Here is a 24,198-nt window from a genome sequence, read left to right on the forward strand (position 1 = left end):
TGGCGGGAGCCGATGGACAGCCGACTGATGATGTGAACGGTTGGACCGCGGTGATGAACGCTGCTGTCAGGCGGCCCGGACGCGGCGGAGAGTGATGGCCGAGGCAACGCCGAGCAGCAGCAGGACGGCAGCGGCGAGCGCCGGGACGAGCGCCGCGCCGGCAGCTCCGCCTGCTTCGGCGAGAGTGCCGGCCAGCGCTGACCCGATGGCCGTCCCCGCCACGATGCCGCTCGCCAGGAAGGTCATGACGGTACCGAGGCGGTGCGCCGGAGCCACGGCCGATCCGATCGAGAAGATGGTCACCATGGTCGGCCCGACGAAAAGGCCGAGGACCAGGAGGACCAGCACCATCGCGCCGACCGAGCTAGGCACGACGAGCGCGGCTGCGGCTGCGGTCATGGCGAGGGCGGAGGCGGTCCAACGGGCGGTGTGGCGGAATCGTCGCGACCAGTAGGCCACGGACAGGGCGGCAGCGGCTGAACTCAGCCCCATGACCGCGTACAGCAGACCGGACGATTCTGCAGCCCCGAACTCGCCGGTGAACGCCGTGAGGAACGTCTGGGTGGAGCCGAAGAAGGTCCCCATGGCGATCATGCCCGCGACGGGGATCAGCACGAACCACGCGCCCGCAGGCGCAGGATCGGTCTCCTCCGGCGCGTCCGACCCGTGCGACCGAACGGGGTCCTGACCCACGGTGACCGTGCCCGAGGATGGTCCGGCCTCTCTCCCCTGCTGCCCGTCGACCTTCCGGGGCGCGTCCCTCCGGGTATCGCTGAAGGCTACGGTCCGGTGCACGGCGAAGGCGCTGACCAGGGTGAGCGTCAGAACCGCAGCAAGAGCGAGCGGCAGCCAGGGTGCGAGGAGGGACGCGAGCAGCCCCACGAGTGCAGGCCCGAGGACGAAGGTCAGTTCGTCGGCCGTTCCCTCGTAGGACAGCGCGGTGTCCAGCGCCGAGCGGGGACCGCGCCGGGTCATCGCCATCCACCGGACGCGCGCGAGCGGACCGATCTGCGGGCAGGTGAAGCCCATCGCGAAGGAGGAGAGGAGCACGAGGGCGAGTCCCGAGCCGGCGAAGCCGGAACGGGTCATCGTCACCACGAGCAGGCCGATGATGGCCAGCGTGTTCAGCATCGCCGAGGCGAGCAGGACGATCCTCTGCCCACGACGGTCGGCGAGGTACCCCAGGAGGGGCGCACCCGTCGCGGATCCGAGTCCCACGGCACCGGCCGCGAAGCCGCCGGCGGCGTAGGAGCCGCTAGCCGTGGTGACGAGCGTCAGTGCGCCGACCGTGAGCATGGCGAGCGGGAGGCGGGCGAACAGGCCGATGACGAGGAAGGACGGGCCCGCGAGCTGCGGGAGGACACCGAAGCGGCCGAGCCTGGACCGGCGGCCTGGTGCGGCCTCGGGTGGCGTGCTCGGGGGCGGCGGAGGGGTCGGCGATACCGGGGTGGGGTTCTTGTACATCTGCTTTCCGGGTTGCATGGAACGCGCATCGTCCCCCCTCCCGATGCGCCCGACCCGGTAACGCCTCGATTTTACACGCTGACGGGCTGCTCCACGAAGCGGAGACTCGAGCCCTGCCGACCCTTCACCACCTGCAGCTGGGCGCTCACGCGCTGCTTCAACTCGGGCACGTGGCTGACGAGCCCGACGACGCGGCCGCCACTGCGGAGCCCTTCCAGGGCGTCCATCACCTGCTCGAGGGCCTGGTCGTCGAGCGAGCCGAACCCCTCGTCGACGAACAGTGTCTCGATGTCGAGTCCTCCGGCTTCCTGCTGCACCACGTCGGCGAGGCCCAGCGCGAGAGCGAGGGACGCCATGAAGGACTCTCCGCCCGAGAGGGTCGAGGTGTCCCGCCGGTTCCCCGTCCAGCCGTCGATGACGTTCAGCCCAAGTCCCGAGCGCTTGTTCCCGGCCGTCGCGTCGCTGTGGACGAGCTGGTAGCGGCCGTCCGACATCTCGAGCAACCGTTCGGTGGCCGCTGCCGCGACCTGCTCGAGGCGCGACGCGAGCACGTAGGTGGCGAGCGACATCTTGTACAGATTGTCCCCGCCCCCTCGGGCTGTCTCGGCGATCGAGGAGGTGAGCTGCGCCCGCTCGCGCAGCGGGGCGATCCGCTCCTCGATCCGGGCCAGCTGGAGCGCGTACGCCTCGAGCTGCGTGACGGAGTGGCCGAGGACTTCGGCCGTGATACCCGCCCGGTGGGCCCGGGTCCGGAGTTCCACCGCGGCAGAGTGGGCCGCCCGTTCGTCGTCCTCGGTGGGGGCGGCAAGTCCGTCCGCCTCGTCCCGGAGGCCCTGCGTGATCTCGTCGTCCTCCCACGCGGCGTCGAGCCGGTGGCCCTGCACCTCGTGGTCCGCAACCGACGTGCGGGTGCGGGCAAGCAGCGCATCCGGCATCAGTGCCGTCCGCGCCTCCTCCGCGTCGTCGAACGGCGTACCGGACAGCGCGCCGAGGAGCCGCGCCCGGCTGGCCTCGAGCATGGCGCCGGCACGGTCGCAGCCTTCGGTGGCGCGACGGACCGCGTCGAGGTCGCGTGCGGCGCTCTCCACCTCCGCGGTCCGGACCGCGAGTGACGCCGCCCCGGCCCGGAGTTCGTCGATCCGGCGCGAGAGGAGGCGGTCCTGATCCGCCAGCGAGCCCTGTCGGGCCTCGGCATCGCTGCGTTCGGCACGCGCCACGTCCTGGCGGACCCGGAGCCGCTCCTCCTCCTCCGCCGCGAGCGCCACGCGCTCCTCGACCGATACGCCTTCGGCCTGCGCCGCCTCCGCCTCCTGCAGTCTGACGCGCGCGTCGAGGACGGCGGCCTCGACGTCGTCCGCACTCCGATCGCCTCCCCGCGCGGCGAGGTCCGCGATCTCGAGCCGGACGGCATCCCGCACCCCCCTCGCTTCCTGCAGCGCAGCCTCGGCCTCCGCCTGCCGGCGGCGGGCTTCCTGCTCCTGCCCGAGGGTGACCCGGTCACCGCCGGGTGACGCGACGGGCGCGGGATGCTCCGGGCTCCCGCAGACCGGGCACGGCTCGCCGTCCTCCAGGCGCTCCGCGAGCTCCTCTGCCGACTGTTCGAGCCGCAGGCGCAGCAGGTCGAGCCACCGCTCCTTGAGGTCGAGGAAGGACTCCGACGCGCGCAGGTACGCACTGTCGGCCCGCCTGCCCTGCTCCTCCGCCGCCCCGAACTGCTCGACCACCCGTCCCACAGTCTCCACCGCGACCTGTTCCGCGCGGAGGTGCGCGAGGCCGTCAGCGGCCCGACGCAACGGTCCCAGGCGTTCGAGGTCCTCCGCCCGGCGACGCCGGAGGGCATCGAGCTCCCTGTCGACGGCGTCCATCGTCGCGTCGAGGGCGGCCAGGTCCTTCTGCACGCCGACGAGGTCGCGACGCACGTCCTGGCGTCGCCGCTCGTCCGGCAGCGCCGCTTTCAGGACGGCGGACGCGGCCGACGCCACGTCGAACGCCGCCGACACCCGGGCGCGGTCCTTCTCGGACCCGGCCCCGCTGAGCACCACGTCGGCGTCCAGGTAGTCGGCCACCACGGCATTGGCTCGGGCTCGTTCGATCGACGCGTCCTGTTCCAGGCGGGCCCGGTCCGCTGCGGACGCGGCATCATCGGCGAGGTCGAGGACGCTGCCGAGCGCGCGGGCCTCGTCGTGGCGTCGCACTGCGTCGACGGACCGGGCGATCGCCTCGGCCTTCCCCTCGTGCTCCGTCCGCTGGGCACGGAGCCGCGCGAGTGCCGCCGAGCGGCTCCGCCGCCGGGATACGGCCGCTAGGGCACCGTCGGCCAGCGCGCTGCCCTCCGCCAGCTCCGTGCTCTCGGCCGAGGCCTCCTCCCACCGCGCCCGCACGGCCTCGGTCAGTCCATGGGTCCCCGTGGCGGGGTCCGGAGCAGGGGGCGACGCCCCGGCGGACACCGTCACGGTCCCCTCGACCCCGACGCCGTGCCGCTGGGCCTCGTCCACGGCCCGGAGGTAGACGTGCCGCTGGTTCGCCTGTTCCTCCTCGAGCGCCCGGGTGGAGCGGTGGCTCTCCTCGAGGAACAACCGTTCGAGGTCCTCGAACCGCGTGGTCGAGAACAGGCGCTGCAGGAGCTCCCGTCGGGGCTTCGCGTCCGCGCGGAGGAACGCCGCGAATTCCCCCTGGGGCAGCATCACCACCTTCGTGAACTGCTCCTTGTCCATGCCGAGGAGCTGCTGCAGCTCGAGCCCCGCCTCGTCGTTCCGCGCGGACTTCTGGACCCAGTCGCCATCGACGCGCTCACTGAGCAGCGTCCTCGCCTGCTCGGTCGTGGTGCCGCTCCCACGGCGTGCGGGCCGCTCCCAGGACGGTGACCGCACCACCCGGAAGCGCCGGTCGCCGACCGAGAACTCGAGGCACACCTCGGGCGCCACCGACTCCGCGGCATGATCGCTCCGGAGCCGCTTGGCTGCCTGCCTGGCGCCGGGTACGGACCCGTACAGCGCGAAGCACACCGCGTCCAGGACGCTGGACTTGCCGGCGCCGGTCGGTCCGTTGAGCAGGAACAGGCCCTGGTCCGACAGGGCGTCGAAATCGACGTGCTGACGGTCGGCGAACGGCCCGAAGGCCTGGATCTCGAGGAGATGGAGCCTCATGGCACTCCCCTACTTCTCGTACGCGCCGCTGAGGGCGGCGTCCACGGTGGTGCGGACCAGGGCGCGCTCCTCGGCCGACACCGACCGGCCCCGGACATGGTCGAGGAAACCGCAGCAGACCTCGGCGTCGTCCCTGGCCTCGGCGATCCGCTGGCTGTAGGTGCGGTGGTCCGTCCTCTCGCCGCCCTCGGGCTCGAAGGCCAGGACGAGTGTGTCCGGGAAGCGTGTGCGCAGGCGCTCCATGGCGCGGGCGGGCCGCTCGGCATCGGTGAGCGTCACGTGACAGTAGGCCGCTTCGGCCCACTCGAGTCCATCTCGGCCCAGCAGGTCGTCGAGGGTTCCGCGCAGCACCGCCAGGTCGCGGGGTGCCGGCCACTGGACCGCGCGGACCTCGCCGACGCCGTCCCGTGTCACGTCGATCAGCCACGCGCCCTTCGCCTGATGCGCTTCCGAGAAGGAGTAGGCGAGCGGTGAGCCCGAATAGCGGACCGTCTCCGAGAGCTTCTGCCGGCCATGCAGGTGCCCGAGTGCGGCGTAGCCGAACCCGTCGAACAGCGCCAGGGGCACCGAGCCGAGGCCGCCGATGGCGAGGTCCCTCTCGCTGTCGGATCCCGTACCCCCTGCGGCGAAGGTGTGCGCCATGACGATGGAGACGATGCGCCGACCCTCCGACCGCTCGGCGATGTCCGTGCGGATGCGGCCCAGGGCCGCCGTGGTGACAGCCGTGTGGGTGCTGGACCCTGCTCCGAGGGCGTCGGCGACGACGCGCGGTTCGAGATACGGGACGCCGTAGACGGCGAGGTCGGTGTCCTCCCCGAGCTGCCGCAGCACCGGGACGGCGACGTCGTCGAGCCGCGTGCGGAGGTGCACGCCGCCGCGTGCCAGGATGCGGCCGCCGAAGCCGAGGCGGGTCGCCGAATCGTGGTTGCCGCTGCTCACCACCACCTCCGCGCCCGCGACCGTCAGTCGATCCAGGGCGTCGTCGAAGAGCGCGACGACGTCGACGGCGGGCAGCGCCCGGTCGTACACGTCTCCGGCGACGAGGACCATCTCCACGCCTTCCTCGCGCACCGTCTTCTCGAGGTTGTCGATGAAGATCCGCTGCGCGTCGAGGGTCCCGGTGCCATGGAACGAACGCCCGAGATGCCAGTCCGAGGTGTGGAGGATCTTCATGATTTTCACGCTACCGCTGGTCGCCGACATTCACCGGACCGTGCGCGGCGGGCCGCCCCGAACCGCTCAGCGCGTCGGCCCGGAGGAGCGGGGCGAGGCAGTGTCCGGGCCCTCGTCCGAGGCGTCGAAGAAGGTTGCGGCGTCGTTCCGGCCGGAGTGGATGTCCTGTGCCGGGGCCGCGGCGACATCGGCCGTCCTGGCAGTCTCGGCCGTCCCGCCGGTGCCAGCGGTATCAGCGGTATCAGCGGCACCCTCCGATTCGGGGGCCCCGCCCGCGGTGATCGATGGCGAGCCCCAGGCATCGGTGCTCCGGATGACGAGCCCGGCGATCACTCCGCCGATGACCGGCGCCGCCCAGAACAGCCAGAGCTGTTCGAGCGCCCATGGGTCCGCGAAGAGCGCCGACGCCGTGGCACGGACGGGATTCAGGGCACCGTTGGTCACGGGCAGGAGGAACGAGAGCAACCCGGCGACGGTGAGTCCGACGGCGAACGGAGCGAGGTCGCGACGTGCGCGGCGGGAGCCCGCCCCGAGGAAGACGGCGACGAGCAGCGCCGTGGCGACGACCTCCAGCAGGAAGGCGCTCGTCAGCGGGAACTGCGCCGGCGAGTGCTCCCCGAAACCGTTGGACGCCGAGCTGAAGAAGGTCCGGATGCCGGTGAGCTGTGCGTTCGCGCCGAGGGCGAGCCACATCAGGCCCGAGGCCGCGACGGCGCCGATCACCTGCGCGAGGACGTAGGGGGCGACCGATCCCCAGCGCAGGCGTCCGGCGATCGCGGAGCCGACGGTGATCGCAGGGTTGAAGTGCCCGCCGGACACATGGCCGAAGGCGATCATGGCCGCGACGACGGCGAAGCCGAACACGAGCGACGGCTGGATGGAGGTCTCTGTCGCCAGCATGGTGGCCCCGAGGCCTGCGAGGATCACGAAGAACGAGCCGACACCCTCGGCCACGGACCGGGCGAGGAGGCCGGGCGTCCGGAGCTCGCCGTCGCGCCACGAGCCACCCTCGGAGCCGTTCCCCCTGCCCTGCACGGTGTTGTGAGCGGAGGCGCGCGACTCCGGGTCGGGCGCGATGCTGTGCTGCGTCATGGGGTCGTCATCCTTTGGTCGGACGTGCTGGGAGACCACCCGGGAGGAGCACCGGGCCGCCGACGAGCTTTCCATCCTAGTCTGGGCGGGCGCTGGGAGCAGGTCCGCCTGCCGGGTGCCGGGCCCTCGCCGGTCTCCCTAGACTGATCAGGTGACCACAGATGACGCCGCTCCAGCCACCCCGACCGATCTCCCGCCGGAGGTGGCGGGCGCCGGAGGCCCGGCCCCCACGTACGAGGACCGCGTCCTCGGGTGCCTGCTGGGCATCATGGCCGGTGACGCCTACGGCGTGCTCGGAGCGGTGGGGGACGACCCGACCGGGGCGCTGGGCGACCCGGCTGATCTCGCGGTCTCCGACGCGACGCAGCTGACCCTGTACACGGTGGACGGTCTCGTGGACGCGCTCGAGTGGGCGAACGACGGCGTCGCAGCGGACGAGACGGCATGCCTCTGGCTCGCGTACCTGCGCTGGCTCACCCGCCAGGGCGAACACCTGCCCGCCAACGCGCCCGCGCCGCCCGGCCGGTGGATCGACGCGCAGGAGGATCTCCTTCCCGTCCACGAGCCCGACGGCGACACGGTGCGTGCCCTGCTCACGGGCGAGATGGGCACGCGGTCACGGCCGGTCAACCCGCAGGCGGAAGGAGCTGGAGCGCTGATGCGTTCGGCGCCGTTCGGCCTCGTCCCGCGCATCCCCGAGAGCATGGTGGAACGGCTGACGGTGGATGCCGCGGCGCTCACGCACGGGTCCGCCGCAGCCCGCGGCACGGCGGCCCTCTTCAGCGGGATCATCCGGGCGCTCGCCATCGACGGGCGCTCCCTGGCCGAGGCAGTCCGTCTCGTCCGGGGTGAAGAGCAGGATCTCGCGCGGGGAGCGGCGCACGACGCCCACGCGACCGGAGTGGCGAGCGGTTCGACGGCCCCGGTCCCTCCGGCCGGCGAGGCCGACCGGCCCGGCGCTCAGCGCGGGGACGCGGGAGACGCGGGAGGCGCGGGAATCTCCGGGGACGCGGGAGACGGCAGGGTCGCCGCCGGTGCCGTGGCAGCCACCACGGCGGACGCGACGACGACGGGGAGCCGCGCGGAGGGCACGACGGCGGCCGGCACGTTCGAGGCGGCGCTCCAGGCCGTCCTCGAAGGGGCGGACGAGGCGGCATCCCCGCGCGACCAGCTCGCGGCTGCGCTGGCGCATGCAGCGGCGGCGGGACGGCCCGACGCCTCCTCGACGATCGCCGCGTCCCTCGCGGGTGGGATGATCGGCGCACTCCACGGGACGGCCGCCCTGCCCGCCGGCTATCTCGATGCTCCGGGCGTGCCCGCCGTCGTCCGCGGCATGGCCCGGGCACTGCTCTCCGCGACCACGGGCTCCTGAACCGCAGGGGTCCACACCGGAGGATCCGCGGCATGACCCGGGCCGGCAGCGGGCGGACCGCCTAGGCTGGCCCCATGTGGAACCCCATCGCCCTCCCCTCCCTCACGGCCCGCCGCATCCTCGTCACGGGTGGCAATGCCGGGCTCGGGTACTTCGCCTGCGAGCAGCTCGCCGGCGCCGGGGCAAGCGTGGTCATGGCGTCGCGCGACGAAACGAAGGCCCGCGCCGCGATCCGGGCCATCCGGACCCGGCACACCGATGCCGATGTCTCCTTCCAGCAGCTCGACCTCGCCGACCTCGCGTCGGTGCGGTCTGCCGCCGGCGCCCTGGCCGCGGGGCCGCCCCTGGCGGGCCTGCTCGCGAACGCAGGGGTGGTCGGCTCGCCGGAGCGGCGGACGACGGCGGACGGCTTCGAGCTGCAGTTCGGCACCAACCACCTCGGGCACTACGCCCTCGTCGCACTGCTTCTACCCGAGCTGTCGGCCGCCGGGACGAGGATCGTGCACCTCGGGAGCATCAGCCACCGCTGGGCGCGCCTGACGCCGTCGACCCTGGACCCCTCCACCTACCGGAACGCGAGCGCCTATGCCACCTCGAAGCTCGCGGTGACGGCCTTCGGGTTCGAGCTGGCGCGCCGTCTCGACCTCACCCGCAGCGCGGCCACCAGCGTCGTGGCACACCCCGGCTTCGCGCTCGGCATGTTCACGCCGGACCGGCCGGGCATCGCCGCGCACCGCGACGCCCCCGCCTGGCGGCGCGCCGTGATGCGGCGGGTGGCCCAGGGCAAGGACGACGGCGCCTGGCCGCTCGTGCGGGCGACGGTGGACCGCTCCATCCCCAACGGTGCCTACTGCGGGCCGGACGGCTGGTTCCAGCTGAAAGGCGCTCCCGCGATCGTCCCGGCCCGGCGGCACGCACGGGAGAGCAATGCCGCGTCCCGACTGATCGACCTGTCCGCCGACCTGACGGGGATCGAGCTGCGCTTCTGACGGCTCTCGGGCTCTGGCACTCCCGCGGCAGGACGCTGCCGCCTACTGGCTCTCCACGGGCCAGCGACCGCCCGTCATCTGGAGGAATTCCGCCTCGGAGAGCACCTCGATCGCCTGCCCCCGCTCGTGCAGTTCGAGGACCCGCCGCGCCTTGCCCGTGACCCGGCCGTTCCTCAGGTCCGACGCGACGAACCCGTCACCGACCACGAGGACCGTGGTGCGCCGTGTGACCGCACTCGCGGGCTGCGCACCGAGCCGCGCTGCCCGTTCCTTCGCCTGCGGCCGGGAGATGCCGAGGCTGCCCGTGAAGACGACCGTCTGTCCGTACAGCGGATGACGTGGATCGGCCTGGGCATTGGCGTGCGGGTTCTCGCCCTCCTCGGGCCACCCCGACCATCCGGTGGCCGAGGTACTGCGCCCGAGGGCGGTGCGGGTCGCCTTGGACAGTTCGTCGACACCCGGCGCGTACGGTTCGGCGCGCGACAGGGCGAGGCTATGGGATCCGAGGACGTCCTCGACCGTGTGGGCGTCGTACCGCCGGGCGATGTCGATCATGATCCCGGCGCAGGCCCGCGCGTCCTCCACGGCGTCGTGATGGTTCACGAGGGGCACGCCCGCCGCTTCGGCGACGAAGGGAAGGGAGTAGGACGGGAGCGAGTAGCTCTTCCGGGAGAGCACCACCGTGCACGCGTAGTCCCAGGCGGGACCTGCGAGCGCGGAGACCTCGAGCGCGGACCGGATCACGCCGAGGTCGAACGCCGCATTGTGCGCGACGATCACGTCCGAACCGATGAAGCCACCGATCTCGGGGAACAGGTCGCCGAAGCGCGGGGCGTCCGCGACCATGCCGGACGTGATCCCGTGGATCGCGATGTTGCGGGAGTCGAAGTGGTCGTGGCCCTGCGGCGGGCGCATGAGCCAGGAGGCTTCCTCGACGATCCGGCCGTCGCGGACCTTCGTCAGTCCGACGGCGCACGGGGAACCGCGGAAGCCATTCGCCGTCTCGAAGTCGATGGCCGTGAACGCGATTCCCACGTCCTCCACTGTACTGCCGCCCACCCCCAGGACCGTTCATCCGCCATTCACCGGGGGCTCTGCGCGTCCCTCCCGGAGTGACCGCCGCAGGGGACGCCCGCCGACATCCCGGCGGCGGTCGCCCTCGGCATCGACCCGCTGCGCTGCGAGCCGTCCTTAGAGCTCGAGGTCCGATCTCCGATCGGCTGCCGGGCGCGGAACGAGACGGGACGCCACGGGCCGGAACCGACAGCACGACGTCGTACCTGCCACCTCGGGTCAGCGCGGTGGTTCCGGGCAGAGCAGGGCGAGGGCGGCGGCTGCACCCTGCACCTCCGCGGTCCAGACCGGACGCACGAAGTCCTCCCGCGCGAGCAGCAGCCTCTGCAGACACTGGGCCTGACCCGCGCGGCCTTCCACCAGGGCGGTGCCATTGTCCCGGTAGCCGAGGCGGCGGGACACGCCGAGGGAGGCGGCGTTCCAGTCGGCGGCCTCCGACGTGGCCGTCGTCGCTCCCAGGTGATCGAACGCGAACTGCAGCATGCCGGCACGCATCTCCGTGCCGAGACCCTCGCCCTGGGCGGTGCGGGTCAGCCACGATCCCGACTCCACCTGACCGAGGAGCGGGAAGGACCGGGCGGCCAGGTCCTGCACACCGATGACGCGCCCCTCGCGCAGCACTGCGAAGTTGATGGTCCAGCTCGCCACGGACACGCCGGCGCGCAGCCGCCACTGGTGCCTGGCCGTCTCCGGGATGAGCACATCGCGTGGGGCGTCGGTCCAGGGGACACCGAACGGCATCTCGCCGGGGTCGTGGATCCCCGCGAGCACGGCATCGACCAGTTCCGGCAGGTGCTCGTCGCGCACCGGGGTGAGGACGAGGCGCGGAGTCCGGATGACCAGTCCGAACAGCGGCCAGACCGCGACGAGCGGGTCGACTGCCCGCTCCGTGCCACCGGCGACCGTCACACGCGCTTCGCCCGGTGCTTGCGCACCTTGGAGACGACGAACCAGATCGCGAACAGCACGACGGCGACGATCACGATCTTCTGGAACGTGTTCGCGTACTGCTCGACGATGTGCCAGTTCTCGCCCAGGTAGAAGCCGGCGAGGACGAAGATCGAGTTCCAGATGAGGCTGCCGGCGGTCGTGAGCAGCAGGAACATGGGGACCGGCATCCGTTCGATACCGGCCGGTATGGAGACGAGGCTCCGGAACAGCGGGATCATCCGCCCGAAGAACACCGCCCGGTAGCCGTGCCGGTTGAACCAGTCCTCCACCTTGTCGACGTCCTCGATGTCGATCAGCGGCACCTTGGACACGAGGCGCCGCATGCGGTCCCGGCCGAGCCAGGCGCCGAGGGCGTAGAGAGCGAAGGCGCCGACGACGGAACCGAGGGTGGTCCACAGGATGGCCTCGAACAGGGAGAAGTTGCCCCTGCTGGCGGTGAACCCCGCGAGCGGCAGGATCACCTCGCTGGGCAGCGGCGGGAAGAGGTTCTCCAGCGCGATGGCCAGTCCCGCGCCGGGGGCTCCGATGGTCTCCATCAGGTTGACCGCCCAGTCGGTGACCGCGCCGAGTGCCGAGCCGTCCGACGATGGCGTGGTCGCTGCTGCGACGTGGACCGCCTGGGCTGCCTGGATGATGCTCACGGTGGTGTCCGTCCCTCTCGAGGTCCGCCCTGCGGGACGGCCGGTGCTGGTCGGCGTCGGTGACGCCGTTCTTCGTCGGTCAGTACTGCTGGTTGCTCGGGTGTCGCTGCGTGCTGTTCGGGGGTGCCGGTGCGGCTCAGGACAGCGCGACGACAAGATGCGGCAGGAGGGCCCGGAAGGCGATGCCGCGGTGGCTGATGGCGTTCTTCTCGTCACGTGTCAGTTCCGCGCAGCTGCGATCGAGGCCGGTCGGGACGAGGATCGGATCGTATCCGAACCCACCCTCGCCGCGGGGGGCCGCCAGCAGCGAGCCGCGCAGTTCGCCGCGCTCGGTGTGCCCGCCCGGGACCCGCGGACGTGCCAGGGCTGCAGCGCAGACGAAGGCCGCTCCCCTGCTATGCTCCGGGATGTCGGCGAGCTGCGCCAGGAGCAGGTGCAGGTTGGCGGGGTCGTCCCCGTGACGGCCTGCCCAGCGCGCCGAGAAGATGCCCGGAGCGCCCCCGAGGACATCGACGGCCAGGCCGGAGTCGTCCGCGACGGCGATCAGACCGGTTGCGGCGGCTGTCTGCTCGGCTTTCAGCAGGGCGTTCTCCTCGAACGTCACGCCGCTCTCGACCACGTCCGGTGCACCGGCGGCAGCGGCATCGACGACCTGCGTGTCGACGTCGAGTCCGGGGACCTGGCCCCGCAGCAGATCCCTCAGTTCCCGGAGCTTGCCCGAGTTGCGTGTCGCGAGGACGAGCCGGGGCTCGGGTGCATCAGCCACCGTGGGTGTCCCGCAGCGTGTCGATCTGGATCTGTGCGAGCTGGGCCGTGCCGAGCAGGGCCAGGTCGAGGAGGGCGTCGAGTTCGGCGCGGTCGAAGGGTGCACCCTCGGCCGTGCCCTGCACCTCGACGAACGTCCCGGAACCCGTGACGACGACGTTCATGTCCGTCTCCGCGCGCACGTCCTCGACGTACGGCAGATCGAGCATCGGGACGCCGTCGATGATGCCCACGCTGATGGCGGCGACGGTGTCGGTCAGCGGGGACGCCGACGCCGGGATGAGCTTCTTGTCTTTCGCGTAGCGGATCGCGTCGGCGAGGGCCACGTAGGCCCCGGTGATCGCTGCGGTGCGGGTGCCCCCGTCCGCCTGGAGCACGTCGCAGTCGAGCACGATCGTGTTCTCCCCGAGCGCCTTCGTGTCGATGATGGAGCGCAGCGAGCGTCCGATCAGGCGCGAGATCTCATGCGTGCGGCCACCGATCTTGCCCTTGACGGATTCGCGGTCGGACCGCGTGTTCGTGGCGCGCGGCAGCATCGCGTACTCCGCCGTGACCCAGCCCTTGCCCTCCCCTTTGAGCCAGCGCGGCACGCCGCTGGTCAGCGATGCGGTGCAGAGCACCCGCGTGTTGCCGAATTCGATGAGTGCGGAGCCCTCGGCCTGCTTCGACCACCCGCGCGTGATGCTGATGTTGCGCAGCTGGTCGGGAGTCCGGCCGTCCGCCCGCACCACGGGTGCTGCGGCGGGAGCGGAGGCGGAGGCGGGCGTGGCGTTCGCGGAGGTCATGATTTCCAGTCTAGACGGGCGGTCATGGGAGGGAACCCGGAGCACGGTGGGAGCTGCGGTGATCCGGACGCCCCTCTCCCCCGATCCGCAGGCAGGAGCGCCCGGGCGGTGACCGGGCCGGACGGGACTCCTCAGACCGTGTAGGACACGCCCGCGACGGCGACGGCGAGATGGCCGTCGTAACTCTCACGCGCCTCGCTCACCGCGAGGTTGGCGTCGTTCCAGACCGGCAGGTGGGTGAGCAGCAGGCGCTTCGCCGAGGCCCGGGTGGCGACGTCGCCCGCCCGCTTGCCCGTGAGGTGGACACCCGTGATGGCGTCGTCCCGCCCCTCGTGGAAGGCGGCCTCGCACAGGAAGATGTCCGCGTCACGCGCGGCGTCGACGAGGCCCTCGCAGGCGTCGGTGTCCCCCGAGTAGGTGAGGACGTGCGCCCGCGGGCTGCCGCCGGCGTCGGTCTCCGCGACCTCGACCCGCAGCGCATAGGCCTCGTCGATGGGGTGCAGCACCCGGAACGGTGTCACGGTGAACGGACCCACCGTGACGGGCGCACGGTCGGTCCAGGAACGGAAGTCGAAATCCTCGTGCATCCCCGGATCGGGGTCGAGCCCGTAGGCGCTGGCCATGCGGTCGGCCGTCGCCGCCGGACCCCAGACGGGGATGCGCGGCATGCCCCAGCCCGAGGGATCCCAGTGCACGGCGACATGCAGTCCGCAGAGGTCCATGCAGTGGTCGGGGTGCAGGTGGGAGAGGAACACCCCGTCGATCTCGCGGAGGTCCATGTACCGCTGGAGGGCGCCGAGGGAGCCGTTGCCGAGGTCCAGCAGGATGCGCCACGTACGGCCCTGCCACTCGGCGCTCAGCAGATAGCAGGAGGCCGGCGACTGCGGGCCGGGGAACGAACCACTGCACCCGACGATGGTGAGCTTCATGCGCGCGGGAAGCCGGCGGCGGCGATCATCTCGGGGGTGATGCGCGCCAGGCTGCCGGTCGGGTACTGGGCTGCGACATGGTCCACGTGCTGCACCGACAGCACCTCGGGACCGAGGAACCGCCGGGCCAGGACCTCGAAGCTCGCGGCATCACCCGTCGCGATAAACCGGTGGACGGCGGTCTCCGTGCTGTCGCGTTCCAGCCCGTGGGACACGAGCGCCCGGTAGACGTCCTTCGCCGTCTCCTCGGCGCTGGAGACGAGCGTGACGTCGTCGCCCATGACGTAGGAGATGACGCCCGTCAGGAAGGGATAGTGGGTGCAGCCGAGCACGAGGGTGTCGATCCCGGCATCCTTCAGCGGCGCGAGGTACTCCTCGGCCGTGCGCAGCAGCGCGGGCCCACCGGTGATGCCCGCCTCGACGAACTCGACGAACGAGGGGCAGGCCACGGAGGTGACCTCAAGGTGTGGAGCGGCGGCGAAGGTGTCGTCGTAGGCGCGGGAGCCGACGGTGGCCGACGTGCCGATCACGCCGATCCGGCCCGATCTCGTCGACGCGACCGCGCGCCGGACGGCGGGCTGGATGACCTCGATGACGGGGATGCCGTACCGCTCGGTGTAGCGCTCCCGGGCGTCGCGCAGCACGGCCGCGGATGCCGAGTTGCAGGCGATGACCAGCAGCTTGACCCCGGAGTCCACGAGCTCGTCCATGACGCCGAGTGCGTGGGCGCGGACGCGCGCGATGGGCAGCGGACCGTACGGACCGCTCGCCGTGTCACCGACGTACATGATGGATTCGTGGGGAAGCTGGTCGATGACCGCTCTCGCGACGGTCAGTCCGCCGACGCCGGAGTCGAAGATGCCGATGGGCGCTTCGCTGCGGTCGGTGTTCGCTCGATCTGGACTCATGATCCTCCGAGAGTATGGCGTCCTGCCCGTGAACACCACGCGCCGATCCGTGGGGTTTGTCACAGGCAGACCATCGCCCCGGGCTCAGCGATCGAGCCGCGCGGCCTTCAGCATGGCCTGGACGAGGGACTCCTGCAGCCAGGTGACGAAGTTGTACACGAGCGCCAGGTAGGACTCGACGTCGTCCACGTCCTTGGAGTCGGCGATGTCGTGGAGGCGCTCGGCGTCCTCCTCCGACTCGATGGACAGCCGGTCCGCGAGGACCAGTCGCACGTCGTTCAGTGCCTGCGCCAGCAGCCTCGCCTGTTCGTCGTTCAGGGTCATGGGGCTGGACTCGATGAGCAGCGCGCTCCCCCTGAGGGCTCCGATCTTCTGCTCGCGCAGTGAGCGTTCCGTCAGGCGGCGGAAGGCGAGGGCCTCGTCGTCGTCGCCCCGGACGGCGTCGGGCAGGAGGCGGCGGACCGCGGAGTCGTCGGGAGCCGTCGCCTCGGCGTCGGCTCCCGACATGCCGACCAGGGCGGCCAGCGGATCCTCACTCGGCGCCGTGTCGGGCTCGAGCATGGTCACGACGTCGTCGAGCAGGGCACCGAGGAGGCGAGCCTCCCCGGGCTCCAGCGCACCGGTGATTCCACGGCGCGTCGATTTGAAGGCTTTAGCCATGGGGTGGGACTACTCGCTTCCGGCTTTTTCGAAGGTGGCCCAGAGACCATAGGAGTGGAGGGCCACGGTGTCCTGCTCCACCTTCTCCCGGGTGCCGGAGACGACGGCGGAGCGTCCCTCCTCGTGCACCTCGAGCATGAGGGTGCGGGCCTTGGCCTCCGAATAGCCGAAGTAGGACTGGAACACGTAGCTCACGTAGCTCATCAGGTTCACGGGATCATTCCAGACCACCACGACCCAGGGCTGGCCCAGATCGGTCTTCTCGTCCGTCCGAACCTTTTCCTCGGTATCGGTACCGGTGGCAAAGCCTACTGTCATAGGGTTCATTCTAGGTCGCGGCACCGACGCCCCGTGGCCGGGTACTCCCACAGCGGACGCCCGGCTATCGTTCTGAGGGTGACTGACGCCCTGAGCACCGATCCGCCCGCCGCCCCGCCGGCACACGCCCTGGTGAATGCGCCGAACAGCGCCCTGTTCACCGACCAGTACGAACTCACCATGCTGCAGGCCTCCCTCCATTCCGGAGCCGCACACCGCCGGTCCGTCTTCGAGGCCTTCGCACGCCGCCTCCCGGCCGGTCGCCGCTACGGCGTGGTCGCCGGAACCGGGCGGCTCCTGGAGGCGCTGTCCACCTTCCGGTTCGACGACGCCCAGCTGGCCTTCCTCTCGGATCGCGGGATCGTCGACGACACCACGCTCGCGTGGCTGGCGGACTTCCGCTTCACGGGCTCCATCTCGGGCTACGCGGAGGGAGAGGCCTTCTTCCCCAACTCCCCCATCCTCACGGTGGAGTCGACGTTCGCCGAGGCCTGCATCCTCGAGACGCTCATCCTGTCCATCCTCAACCACGACAGCGCGATCGCCTCGGCCGCCTCCCGCATGACGGGTGCGTCCGCCGGGCGTCCGTGTATCGAGATGGGCTCGCGCCGCACGCACGAGGAGTCCGCGGTCGCGGCGGCCCGGGCAGCCATCATCGGCGGATTCGCCAGCACGTCCAACCTGGAGGCCGGGCGGCGCTACGGCCTCCCGACGGTCGGCACCGCCGCCCACTCCTTCACGCTGCTGCATGATTCGGAGCGCGCGGCGTTCGAGGCGCAGGTCGCGTCGCTCGGCAGGAGCACCTCCCTGCTGGTGGACACGTACGACGTCGAGCAGGGTGTGCGCACCGCGGTCGAGGTGGCCGGACCGGAGCTCGGAGCCGTCCGGCTCGACTCCGGTGACCTCGTGGCCCAGGCACGCTGGGTCCGCCAGTTGCTCGACGACCTCGGTAACCACTCGACCCGGATCGTCGTCACCTCGGATCTCGACGAGTTCGCCATCGGCCTCCTCGCCTCCGCACCCGTGGACTCCTACGGTGTCGGGACGTCGCTCGTCACGGGCTCCGGCGCTCCGACCGCGGGCATGGTCTACAAGCTGGTCAGCCGCCAGGACGACGACGGCACGTTCGTCCCGGTGGCGAAGGCCGCGAAGAACAAGGTCTCCGTGGGCGGCATCAAGCACGCGCTCCGCCGTCTCGACGAGCACGGCACCGCGCAGGTCGAGGTGGTCGGCATCGGCCTGACGCCGGCCGACGACGGCAACGACCGCCCGCTCATCCAGGAGTTCGTCAGGGACGGCGTCGTCCTCCCGGGCTGGACCGGCCCGGAGGCGGTCACGCGCGCAGCCGAGCGCCACGCGCACTCCATCGCGGAGCTGCCCGGAGCCGTGCTGCGCCTTCAGCGCGGCGAACCCGTCATCCCCACCGAGTACGAGGAGGCATCAGCATGACACGCGCACTGATCATCGTGGACGTGCAGAACGACTTCTGCGAGGGCGGCACGCTCGCCGTGCAGGGCGGCGCCCAGGTCGCGGCCGACATCAGCGACCACATCGACGAGCAGGCGGGCTCCTACGACTACATCGTGGCGACGCAGGACTGGCACATCGATCCGGGCGCGCACTTCTCGGAGGCCCCCGACTTCGTCGGCTCCTGGCCGATCCACTGCGTCGCGGACACCAAGGGCTCCGACTTCCATCACGACCTCGACACCGAGAGCATCGACGCCGTGTTCCGCAAGGGCCAGTTCGAGGCGGCCTATTCGGGCTTCGAGGGCGTCAAGGCCCCCGACGACGAAGTGCCCACGGGCGAGCAGAAGCTGGGCGGGGCCGCCGAGAGCGACGACGACCCGATGACGCTGGACGACTGGCTGCGCGACCACGAGGTCGACGAGGTCGCCGTCGCGGGACTCGCGACCGACTACTGCGTGCGGGCGACGGCTCTCGACGCGCTCCAGGCCGGTTACGCCGTCACCCTGCTGACCGGGCTCACGAAGGGCGTGCACGCCGAGCGGACCGACGGCGTCCTCGACGAACTGGAATCAGCCGGTGTCGAGCTGGCGCGCTGACAACTGAGAACGCAGGAAGGCCGGGCTGCTGCAGCCCGGCCTTCCGTCGTCTCGCGGGCCTTCCTGGGCGGCCGGTCTTCCCTCGGTGACAGCGCTGTGTGTGCGAGCCACCTTCGACCGGCCTCCCTCAGGCGGCGGGCCGTCTCCTGCCCGCCCTACTTCTTGCCGATGAACCAGTCCTGCAGTTTCTGCAGGCGCCGCTGCAGCTGGTCCTCATTGGCCTGGGCGACGGCGGGGCCGCCGCATTGCCGCCGCAGCTCCGTGTGGACCTGGCCGTGGGGCATACCCGTGCGAGCGGCCCAGGCCGAGACGTTCTTCGCCAGCTGACCCCGCAGTTCGGTGAGCTGGCGGTGATCGACGACGAGCGGTTCCGCAGCCGCCGCAGCAGGCCGCCTGGCTTTCCGGCGCGACTGCTGCTCGTGCTGGCGCTGGCGCAGCAACTGCCCCACCTGGTCGGCGTCGAGGAGCCCCGGGATGCCCAGGAAGTCCTGTTCGTCCTCGCTTCCCATCTCACCGCCCGTGCCGAACTCGCCACCGTCGAACAGGACGCGGTCGAAGGAGGCCTGCGACTCTAACGCCTCGAACTTCTGCTTCATCAGCGAATCGGAGGCCTTGTCCTCGCGGTTCGCCGCCTCCATGAGGCCGTCCTCGAGGCCGAAGCCCTCGTCGTCCTTCTCCGGACGGTCCAGCGCGTGGTCACGCTCCAGCTCGAGCTGGTTGGCGAGGGCCATCAGGTTGGGCACCGACGGAAGGAAGATCGACGCGGTCTCGCCCCTCCGCCGGGCACGGACGTAGCGCCCCACTGCCTGGGCGAAGAACAGCGGCGTCGCGGTGGAGGTGGCATAGACGCCGACCGCGAGCCGGGGGACGTCAACGCCCTCGGACACCATGCGGACGGCGACCATCCACCGCTTGTCGCCCTCGGAGAACTCCTCGATCTTCGACGACGCCTTCGCGTCGTCGGACAGGATGACCGTCGGGGACTCGCCGGTGATGCGCTTGAGCTGTCCCGCGTACGCGCGGGCGTCGTCGTGGTCCGTCGCGATGACCAGCCCGCCGGCGTCGTGCACCGTGCGGCGCACCTCGGTGAGCCGCTTGTCCGCGGCGGCGAGGACCGCGGGGATCCACTCGCCGGCCGGGTTGAGCGCCGTCCGCCACGCCTGCGCCGTGATGTCCTTCGTGACCGCGGCCTCCCCCAGGGAGGCCGCCATCTCCTCGCCGGCGCTGGTGCGCCAGCGCATCTGGCCCGAGTACGCCATGAACATGACCGGGCGCACCACGTGGTCCCTCAGCGCCTGGCCGTACCCATAGGTGTAGTCGGCCTTCGAGCGGCGGATGCCGTCGCGGTCCTCGACGTACTCGACGAACGGGATGGCTGCCGTGTCGGATCGGAAGGGCGTCCCGGTGAGGGCGAGCCGGCGCGCTGCCGGTTCGAAGGCCTCCCGGATGCCGTCGCCCCACGAGAGGGCGTCGCCGCCGTGGTGGATCTCGTCGAGGATGACGAGCGTGCGGGCGGCCTCGGTCTTGGCGCGGTGGAGCATCGGTTTGCTCGCCACCTGCGCGTAGGTCACGGCGACGCCGATGAAGGACCCGCCGTGGCGGCCGTCGGCGTTCTTGAAGTTCGGGTCGATCGCGAGACCCACGCGTGCGGCGGCGTCGGCCCACTGGCGCTTGAGGTGGTCGGTCGGGGCGACGACGGTGATCCGGTTGACGATCCCGCGGTCCACGAGTTCGGTGGCCACGCGGAGTGCGAAGGTCGTCTTGCCCGCGCCGGGAGTTGCCACGGCGAGGAAATCGCTCGGCGAGTCGGTGAAGTACTTCTCCAGCGCTTCGCTCTGCCACTGGCGCAGCTTGGGAGCCGTACCCCAGGCCGCACGTTCCGGGTAGGCGGGGGGCAGGGCTGCGCCGGCACCGAACAGGGTGTCATTACTCACGCCGGGACAGTACCTTCCATTGACTTGCTGGGGGTCGAGGTGGGGGCGGCATCCGATGCCCTGGCCCCTCTCAGACCCGAAACTATACCTGCTGCCGTGGACACCCACAGAGCCAGCCAGATCGCAACGAACGTGGGCACGTGTCCCGGATTCCCGTCGTCGTGCAGGAGGGCGAACAGTGCTCCGGCACCCGCCGTGCCGACCACTCCGCCGAGCTGGTCGGAGATCTGGAGGGCAGCGGAGTTCCGGCCCTGCTCGGTGGTCGGCGAGAGCTTCAGGACCAGGACGGACGTGCTGGAGAGCGTCATGCCCATCGCGAATCCGGAGAGACTCCAGACGACGGCGAGCACCCAGAGCGGCGCTTCGACCGCCGTCGCGAGCGCGAAGCCGCCGAGGCTCAGCGACAGGATCGAGGAGCCGGCGACGAGGAGCCAGCCGCGCTCGAACGTCACGCGCGCCTGCACGAAGGAGCCCGCACTCCACCCGAGCGCCCCGGCACTCAGCGTCAGGCCCGCGGTGCCGGCACTGATGTCCCGTGAGCTCACCAGCATCAGCGGGATGAAGGCCTCGGTACCGAAGAACGCCACGTTCACGAGCCCGCGCGTGGCGATGACACTCGGCAGGCCGCGCGCGAGGACGAGGGTACCCGGCGGCAGGAGCGCGGGGAGGACCAGGAGGACGACGACGATGCTCGCCAGGGCGAGCGACACCAGTCCGGCGACCAGTCCGGCGGCGGGAGCTTCCGTGTCGGCAAGACGGACCACGGCCCACTGGGCGGCGAAGACCCCACCGGCGAGCGCCAGGCCGCGCAGGGTGCGTGCCCTCGCCGAGCCGGCCTCGGGCGCTCCGATGGGTCCGAGCTGCCTGGTCTTCGGCCAGACGATGATCACGGCGGCGAGGACCACGGGAGCCACCCCGAGGAAAACCCAGCGCCAGCCGAACTGCTCGGTCACGAAACCGGAGACCACGGGTCCGATCAGCGCCGGAAGGACCCAGGCCGCGGCCAGCCAGCCGAACACCACGGGTTGTGCCTGCTGCGGGAAGGACCTGCCGATGACCACGTAGACGGCGACGATCATGAATCCGCCGCCGAGGCCGGAGATCGCGCGGCCCACCGTCACGAGCCAGAACACGGGGGCGGCTCCCGCTGCCAGGAGTCCGAGGATCATGAGGGCCATGCCCACGGCCAACGCCGGACGCGGTCCCCTGCGGTCACACCAGGAGCCTGCGACCACGGTGCCGAGCAGGGATGCGGTGAGGTACATCGAGAAGGCCAGGCCGTAGCTCGATTCCCCCGAGAGCTCGCGCGCGACCGACGGCATCGCGGTCACCACCGCCATCGCCTCGAAAGCGGCGCAGGTGATGATCGCGAGGATGCCGATGGTGAGCGGGCGCAGCTCGGGGGACATCGCTCCTGGCTGCGTGCTCTTGCCGTCACCCGGGGTCTTGCCGTTGGCCTTGCTCATGGCACCTGTTCTGCTGGTTGTGGATATGTGCTGTCACCCGGCCCGGTAGAGGTCCTGCCCTGGTGCGGCCGGCCTCAGGCTCCGAGACGTAGCAGTCGGTCCGTGCGCGCTTTCGACGACGCGTTCCCGATGTCCTGGAACTCGTCGTCGACCGGTAGTTCTCACCCCATCGACCTGTGATGGGACCGTCGCCGGCCTGTTTCGGACCGACGTCGGCCTGTTCAGAACCGTCGTCTCGCCCTACCCTGACGGTCATCAACCAGGTGCTGAGCGGTCACTGGCTGGGGCGCTGGACCCGAATCGAGTCCGGCTCAGACGTCGTCGCCGGGTGACTACCGGAGCACTATCCGCTGGACCAGCGGCTCTCGTCTTGCTCCCACAGGCATTACTTCTTGGGCTTGTCGTCCCCACCGGGTCGGAGCCCGTTGTAAATCTCCTTGCACTCGGGGCAGACCGGGAACTTCTCGGGATCGCGACCGGGCGTCCACACCTTTCCACACAGGGCGATCACGGGTTCGCCAGTGAAGGCGGATTCCATGATCTTCTCCTTGCGGACGTAGTGGGCGAACCGCTCGGCATCTCCGGGCTCGACTTCCTGCTGGAGTTCCTCGCGTTCGAGCGTGGCGGTCGAACCGCCCATACCCGCGTCGGAGGGATCATTTGCGAAGGGGTCGGGAGGCATCGTCATGGCTCCAGTCTATCGCTCAGGCTCCCAGCGGTCAGATGGAGCGAACTCGCGTCCGAGCGGTTCTCGGCGGCTCCGGGTAGCTCCGGGGGCGCGCCTCTTCAAACGTCCGCTGTTCGATCTTTCCGGCGGTCTCGTATTGAGCAACCGCGCCCGAACGACATCGGCGTAGAAAGAGTGGGCCCCTGATTGAGCACGGTCCTCCTCGCAGGAATGTCGGTGGGAGAAGGGATAGTAGAGCATGAACACGAATTCGGAGGACCTGAAGGAGCTCGAGCAGATCTCCGCTCTTCTCCTCGCCTTGAATTCCGAGAAAGCTCGTATCGACGCGGAGATTGCCTGCTCGGTCGAACGTATGCGAGCGCTGTTCGAACACCGCGCTCAACTTCAGTCCTTCGCAGCAACGTCATTCAGTCGCAGTCGAGCAGCGTCGAGAACCATAGTCGACGGCGTAACGTCTGCGCTCGGCTCAGCAGAACCGAAGACAGCGTTCAGGACAGGCGGTCCGAGCGGCCCCGTGGACGCCGGGTCTGCCAATCCTGGCGTGCGCATCGAACGACGGAGCAACTTGGCCGACACGACAACCGCCACCGAGATCGCGTGCCTGCTTCGCATCTCCGAACGCACGGCACATCGGCTCGTCTACCATGCGGCAGTCCTGACGAACCATCATCCCGAAACTCTCCGTGCGCTCCGCTCAGGCACGATCTCGTGGTCCCACACCACCGCCCTGCTGCACGAGTACGCCGGGCTGCCCCATGCCACAGCCCAGGAGATGGAGCGCTCCCTCCTCCCCGTTGCGGAGGCCACCACGGTCTCCCGCCTCGCGTATCGCGCCCGGCGCCTACGTACCCGCTTGCACCCGGAACACCTCGATGACCGCGCCCGCGCGGCTGCCCATCACCGCCGTGTCGACTTCGAGCCTGCGGACGACGCCATGGCCTGGCTCCACGCCTACCTCCCGGCGGCCGATGCCTCCGCCATCGACGCGCAACTCACTCGTCTTTCCCGGCAGCAGCAGGCACCGCAGGAGTCGCGCACCCTCCCGAACCTGCGTGCAGACACCCTCACCCGTCTGCTCCTCGTCACGCACCATCACCACTCCGCGACTGGCGCCTGCACACCCGGAGACGTGAGTGCCCGAGTTGGAGCAGGGACACCAGGGGCCGGTCATTCCAGTGCTCCGACCGGGACCGTCAGCAGGGATTCCTCCGGGACCATGTCGGATGCCGTGCTCGGATGTGCAGAGCATTGCGGCGACGCCGGACAGATTCAGGGGCAGTCCCATGTCCGTGCCCACATCAACGTGACCGTGCCGGTCCTGACACTTCTGGGTGTCGATGACACTCCGGCCGATCTCGAGGGCTACGGGCCCATCCCGGCGACTGTCGCCCGGCGGCTGGCGGCGCATGCCCCGTCGTTCACCCGTCTCCTGACGCACCCGGAATCAGGGGCTGTCCTGAGCGTCGGTCGTAGCAGCTATGCGGTTCCCGCTGACCTCAAGCGATGGCTGCGCGTGCGCGACCAGACCTGCAGACATCCGGGCTGCACCACGCCTGCTTCCCGCTGCGAACTCGACCACACCACGCCTTGGTCCCAGGAAGGGCGCACGGACCACACGAATCTCGCCCATCTGTGCCGCAAACACCACCGCCTGAAGTCCGAGGGCATCTGGCGCTACTCGCAGGACGAGGCAGGAACAGTGACGGCGCACTCGCCCGCCAACAACACGTACGTCGACGCGGTCGATCCTCTTCTCGCCTGAATCCGTCAGTCGATA

At 70.7% G+C, this 24,198-nt stretch carries 21 protein-coding genes; 5 read left to right on the top strand and 16 right to left on the bottom strand.

The window, feature by feature from the left end:
- Positions 1–66: 66 nt before the first annotated feature.
- The 4 genes from ASF21_RS14575 to ASF21_RS14590 form a co-directional block, all read right to left on the bottom strand.
- Positions 67–1,482 carry an MFS transporter gene (locus ASF21_RS14575; RefSeq protein ID WP_235499021.1) on the bottom strand — a complete coding sequence of 472 codons (1,416 nt, stop codon included), beginning with the start codon at positions 1,480–1,482 and terminating at the stop codon, positions 67–69.
- A gap of 53 nt (positions 1,483–1,535) precedes the next feature.
- Positions 1,536–4,610, bottom strand: a complete 3,075-nt coding sequence (locus ASF21_RS14580; RefSeq protein ID WP_055772896.1) for an AAA family ATPase — start codon at positions 4,608–4,610, stop codon at positions 1,536–1,538.
- A 9-nt stretch (positions 4,611–4,619) separates the two neighbouring features.
- On the bottom strand, positions 4,620–5,783 hold the full coding sequence (locus ASF21_RS14585; protein ID WP_055772899.1) for an exonuclease SbcCD subunit D: 1,164 nt from the start codon (positions 5,781–5,783) through the stop codon (positions 4,620–4,622).
- A 66-nt stretch (positions 5,784–5,849) separates the two neighbouring features.
- The gene (locus ASF21_RS14590) at positions 5,850–6,875 is read right to left on the bottom strand and encodes an aquaporin (RefSeq protein WP_055772902.1); all 1,026 of its coding nucleotides are present in this window, start codon (positions 6,873–6,875) and stop codon (positions 5,850–5,852) included.
- Positions 6,876–7,026: 151 nt separating this feature from the next.
- Here ASF21_RS14590 and ASF21_RS14595 point away from each other — a divergent pair, with 151 nt between their 5' ends.
- Positions 7,027–8,247 carry an ADP-ribosylglycohydrolase family protein gene (locus ASF21_RS14595; protein WP_055772906.1) on the top strand — a complete coding sequence of 407 codons (1,221 nt, stop codon included), beginning with the start codon at positions 7,027–7,029 and terminating at the stop codon, positions 8,245–8,247.
- Between the two features lie 74 nt (positions 8,248–8,321).
- Positions 8,322–9,236, top strand: coding sequence for an SDR family NAD(P)-dependent oxidoreductase (locus ASF21_RS14600; RefSeq protein ID WP_055772909.1), 915 nt, complete (start codon positions 8,322–8,324; stop codon positions 9,234–9,236).
- A gap of 42 nt (positions 9,237–9,278) precedes the next feature.
- Here the strand turns inward: ASF21_RS14600 and ASF21_RS14605 are convergent, their stop codons facing one another.
- From ASF21_RS14605 to clpS, 9 genes are all read right to left on the bottom strand, one after another.
- Positions 9,279–10,271: an exonuclease domain-containing protein gene (locus ASF21_RS14605; RefSeq protein WP_055773185.1), complete on the bottom strand. Its 993-nt coding sequence runs from the start codon at positions 10,269–10,271 to the stop codon at positions 9,279–9,281.
- 258 nt (positions 10,272–10,529) lie between these two features.
- Positions 10,530–11,219 (bottom strand): GNAT family N-acetyltransferase, encoded by a 690-nt coding sequence (locus ASF21_RS14610; RefSeq protein ID WP_055772913.1) that lies wholly within the window; start codon positions 11,217–11,219, stop codon positions 10,530–10,532.
- Entirely contained in the window at positions 11,216–11,902 is a 687-nt protein-coding gene (locus ASF21_RS14615) for a DedA family protein (RefSeq protein ID WP_235499023.1), read from the bottom strand. The genes ASF21_RS14610 and ASF21_RS14615 overlap by 4 nt, the downstream gene beginning before the upstream one ends.
- 136 nt (positions 11,903–12,038) lie before the next feature.
- Positions 12,039–12,668 carry an RdgB/HAM1 family non-canonical purine NTP pyrophosphatase gene (gene rdgB / locus ASF21_RS14620; RefSeq protein WP_055772915.1) on the bottom strand — a complete coding sequence of 210 codons (630 nt, stop codon included), beginning with the start codon at positions 12,666–12,668 and terminating at the stop codon, positions 12,039–12,041.
- A complete protein-coding gene (gene rph, locus ASF21_RS14625; protein ID WP_055772918.1) occupies positions 12,661–13,452 on the bottom strand; it encodes a ribonuclease PH in 792 nt (263 codons plus the stop codon). The genes rdgB and rph overlap by 8 nt, the downstream gene beginning before the upstream one ends.
- 131 nt (positions 13,453–13,583) lie before the next feature.
- Positions 13,584–14,381, bottom strand: a complete 798-nt coding sequence (locus ASF21_RS14630) for an MBL fold metallo-hydrolase (RefSeq protein WP_055772921.1) — start codon at positions 14,379–14,381, stop codon at positions 13,584–13,586.
- Positions 14,378–15,289 carry a glutamate racemase gene (murI, locus tag ASF21_RS14635; RefSeq protein WP_055772924.1) on the bottom strand — a complete coding sequence of 304 codons (912 nt, stop codon included), beginning with the start codon at positions 15,287–15,289 and terminating at the stop codon, positions 14,378–14,380. Before murI ends, ASF21_RS14630 begins: the two co-directional genes overlap by 4 nt.
- Positions 15,290–15,373: 84 nt before the next feature.
- The gene (locus tag ASF21_RS14640) at positions 15,374–15,949 is read right to left on the bottom strand and encodes a DUF2017 domain-containing protein (RefSeq protein ID WP_055772927.1); all 576 of its coding nucleotides are present in this window, start codon (positions 15,947–15,949) and stop codon (positions 15,374–15,376) included.
- A gap of 9 nt (positions 15,950–15,958) precedes the next feature.
- Positions 15,959–16,267 (bottom strand): ATP-dependent Clp protease adapter ClpS, encoded by a 309-nt coding sequence (gene clpS / locus ASF21_RS17190; protein WP_055772930.1) that lies wholly within the window; start codon positions 16,265–16,267, stop codon positions 15,959–15,961.
- A gap of 129 nt (positions 16,268–16,396) precedes the next feature.
- Between clpS and ASF21_RS14650 the strand changes: the two genes are divergently transcribed.
- Both ASF21_RS14650 and ASF21_RS14655 read left to right on the top strand, forming a co-directional pair.
- Positions 16,397–17,716 (top strand): nicotinate phosphoribosyltransferase, encoded by a 1,320-nt coding sequence (locus ASF21_RS14650; protein ID WP_268753712.1) that lies wholly within the window; start codon positions 16,397–16,399, stop codon positions 17,714–17,716.
- On the top strand, positions 17,713–18,333 hold the full coding sequence (locus ASF21_RS14655) for an isochorismatase family protein (RefSeq protein ID WP_055772933.1): 621 nt from the start codon (positions 17,713–17,715) through the stop codon (positions 18,331–18,333). Before ASF21_RS14650 ends, ASF21_RS14655 begins: the two co-directional genes overlap by 4 nt.
- A gap of 155 nt (positions 18,334–18,488) precedes the next feature.
- Here the strand turns inward: ASF21_RS14655 and ASF21_RS14660 are convergent, their stop codons facing one another.
- From ASF21_RS14660 to ASF21_RS14670, 3 genes are all read right to left on the bottom strand, one after another.
- On the bottom strand, positions 18,489–20,267 hold the full coding sequence (locus tag ASF21_RS14660; protein WP_055772936.1) for a DEAD/DEAH box helicase: 1,779 nt from the start codon (positions 20,265–20,267) through the stop codon (positions 18,489–18,491).
- Positions 20,264–21,733 carry an MFS transporter gene (locus ASF21_RS14665; RefSeq protein WP_055772940.1) on the bottom strand — a complete coding sequence of 490 codons (1,470 nt, stop codon included), beginning with the start codon at positions 21,731–21,733 and terminating at the stop codon, positions 20,264–20,266. Before ASF21_RS14665 ends, ASF21_RS14660 begins: the two co-directional genes overlap by 4 nt.
- A gap of 385 nt (positions 21,734–22,118) precedes the next feature.
- Positions 22,119–22,421 carry a DUF3039 domain-containing protein gene (locus tag ASF21_RS14670; protein ID WP_055772942.1) on the bottom strand — a complete coding sequence of 101 codons (303 nt, stop codon included), beginning with the start codon at positions 22,419–22,421 and terminating at the stop codon, positions 22,119–22,121.
- A 565-nt stretch (positions 22,422–22,986) separates the two neighbouring features.
- Between ASF21_RS14670 and ASF21_RS14675 the strand changes: the two genes are divergently transcribed.
- Positions 22,987–24,183: an HNH endonuclease gene (locus ASF21_RS14675; protein WP_162237554.1), complete on the top strand. Its 1,197-nt coding sequence runs from the start codon at positions 22,987–22,989 to the stop codon at positions 24,181–24,183.
- Positions 24,184–24,198: the final 15 nt, after the last annotated feature.

The organism is Arthrobacter sp. Leaf234 (assembly GCF_001422665.1).
Taxonomy (GTDB): Bacteria; Actinomycetota; Actinomycetes; order Actinomycetales; family Micrococcaceae; genus Arthrobacter_D.

What these genes read in the sequence shown, in the direction of transcription:
- ASF21_RS14575 (WP_235499021.1), bottom strand. Translation starts at nt 1,482, where the DNA reads ATGCAACCCGGAAAGCAGATGTACAAGAACCCCACCCCGGTATCGCCG.
- ASF21_RS14580 (WP_055772896.1), bottom strand. Translation starts at nt 4,610, where the DNA reads ATGAGGCTCCATCTCCTCGAGATCCAGGCCTTCGGGCCGTTCGCCGAC.
- ASF21_RS14585 (WP_055772899.1), bottom strand. Translation starts at nt 5,783, where the DNA reads ATGAAGATCCTCCACACCTCGGACTGGCATCTCGGGCGTTCGTTCCAT.
- ASF21_RS14590 (WP_055772902.1), bottom strand. Translation starts at nt 6,875, where the DNA reads ATGACGCAGCACAGCATCGCGCCCGACCCGGAGTCGCGCGCCTCCGCT.
- ASF21_RS14600 (WP_055772909.1), top strand. Translation starts at nt 8,322, where the DNA reads ATGTGGAACCCCATCGCCCTCCCCTCCCTCACGGCCCGCCGCATCCTC.
- rph (WP_055772918.1), bottom strand. Translation starts at nt 13,452, where the DNA reads ATGACCTCCGCGAACGCCACGCCCGCCTCCGCCTCCGCTCCCGCCGCA.
- ASF21_RS14630 (WP_055772921.1), bottom strand. Translation starts at nt 14,381, where the DNA reads ATGAAGCTCACCATCGTCGGGTGCAGTGGTTCGTTCCCCGGCCCGCAG.
- murI (WP_055772924.1), bottom strand. Translation starts at nt 15,289, where the DNA reads ATGAGTCCAGATCGAGCGAACACCGACCGCAGCGAAGCGCCCATCGGC.
- ASF21_RS14640 (WP_055772927.1), bottom strand. Translation starts at nt 15,949, where the DNA reads ATGGCTAAAGCCTTCAAATCGACGCGCCGTGGAATCACCGGTGCGCTG.
- clpS (WP_055772930.1), bottom strand. Translation starts at nt 16,267, where the DNA reads ATGACAGTAGGCTTTGCCACCGGTACCGATACCGAGGAAAAGGTTCGG.
- ASF21_RS14655 (WP_055772933.1), top strand. Translation starts at nt 17,713, where the DNA reads ATGACACGCGCACTGATCATCGTGGACGTGCAGAACGACTTCTGCGAG.
- ASF21_RS14665 (WP_055772940.1), bottom strand. Translation starts at nt 21,733, where the DNA reads ATGAGCAAGGCCAACGGCAAGACCCCGGGTGACGGCAAGAGCACGCAG.
- ASF21_RS14670 (WP_055772942.1), bottom strand. Translation starts at nt 22,421, where the DNA reads ATGACGATGCCTCCCGACCCCTTCGCAAATGATCCCTCCGACGCGGGT.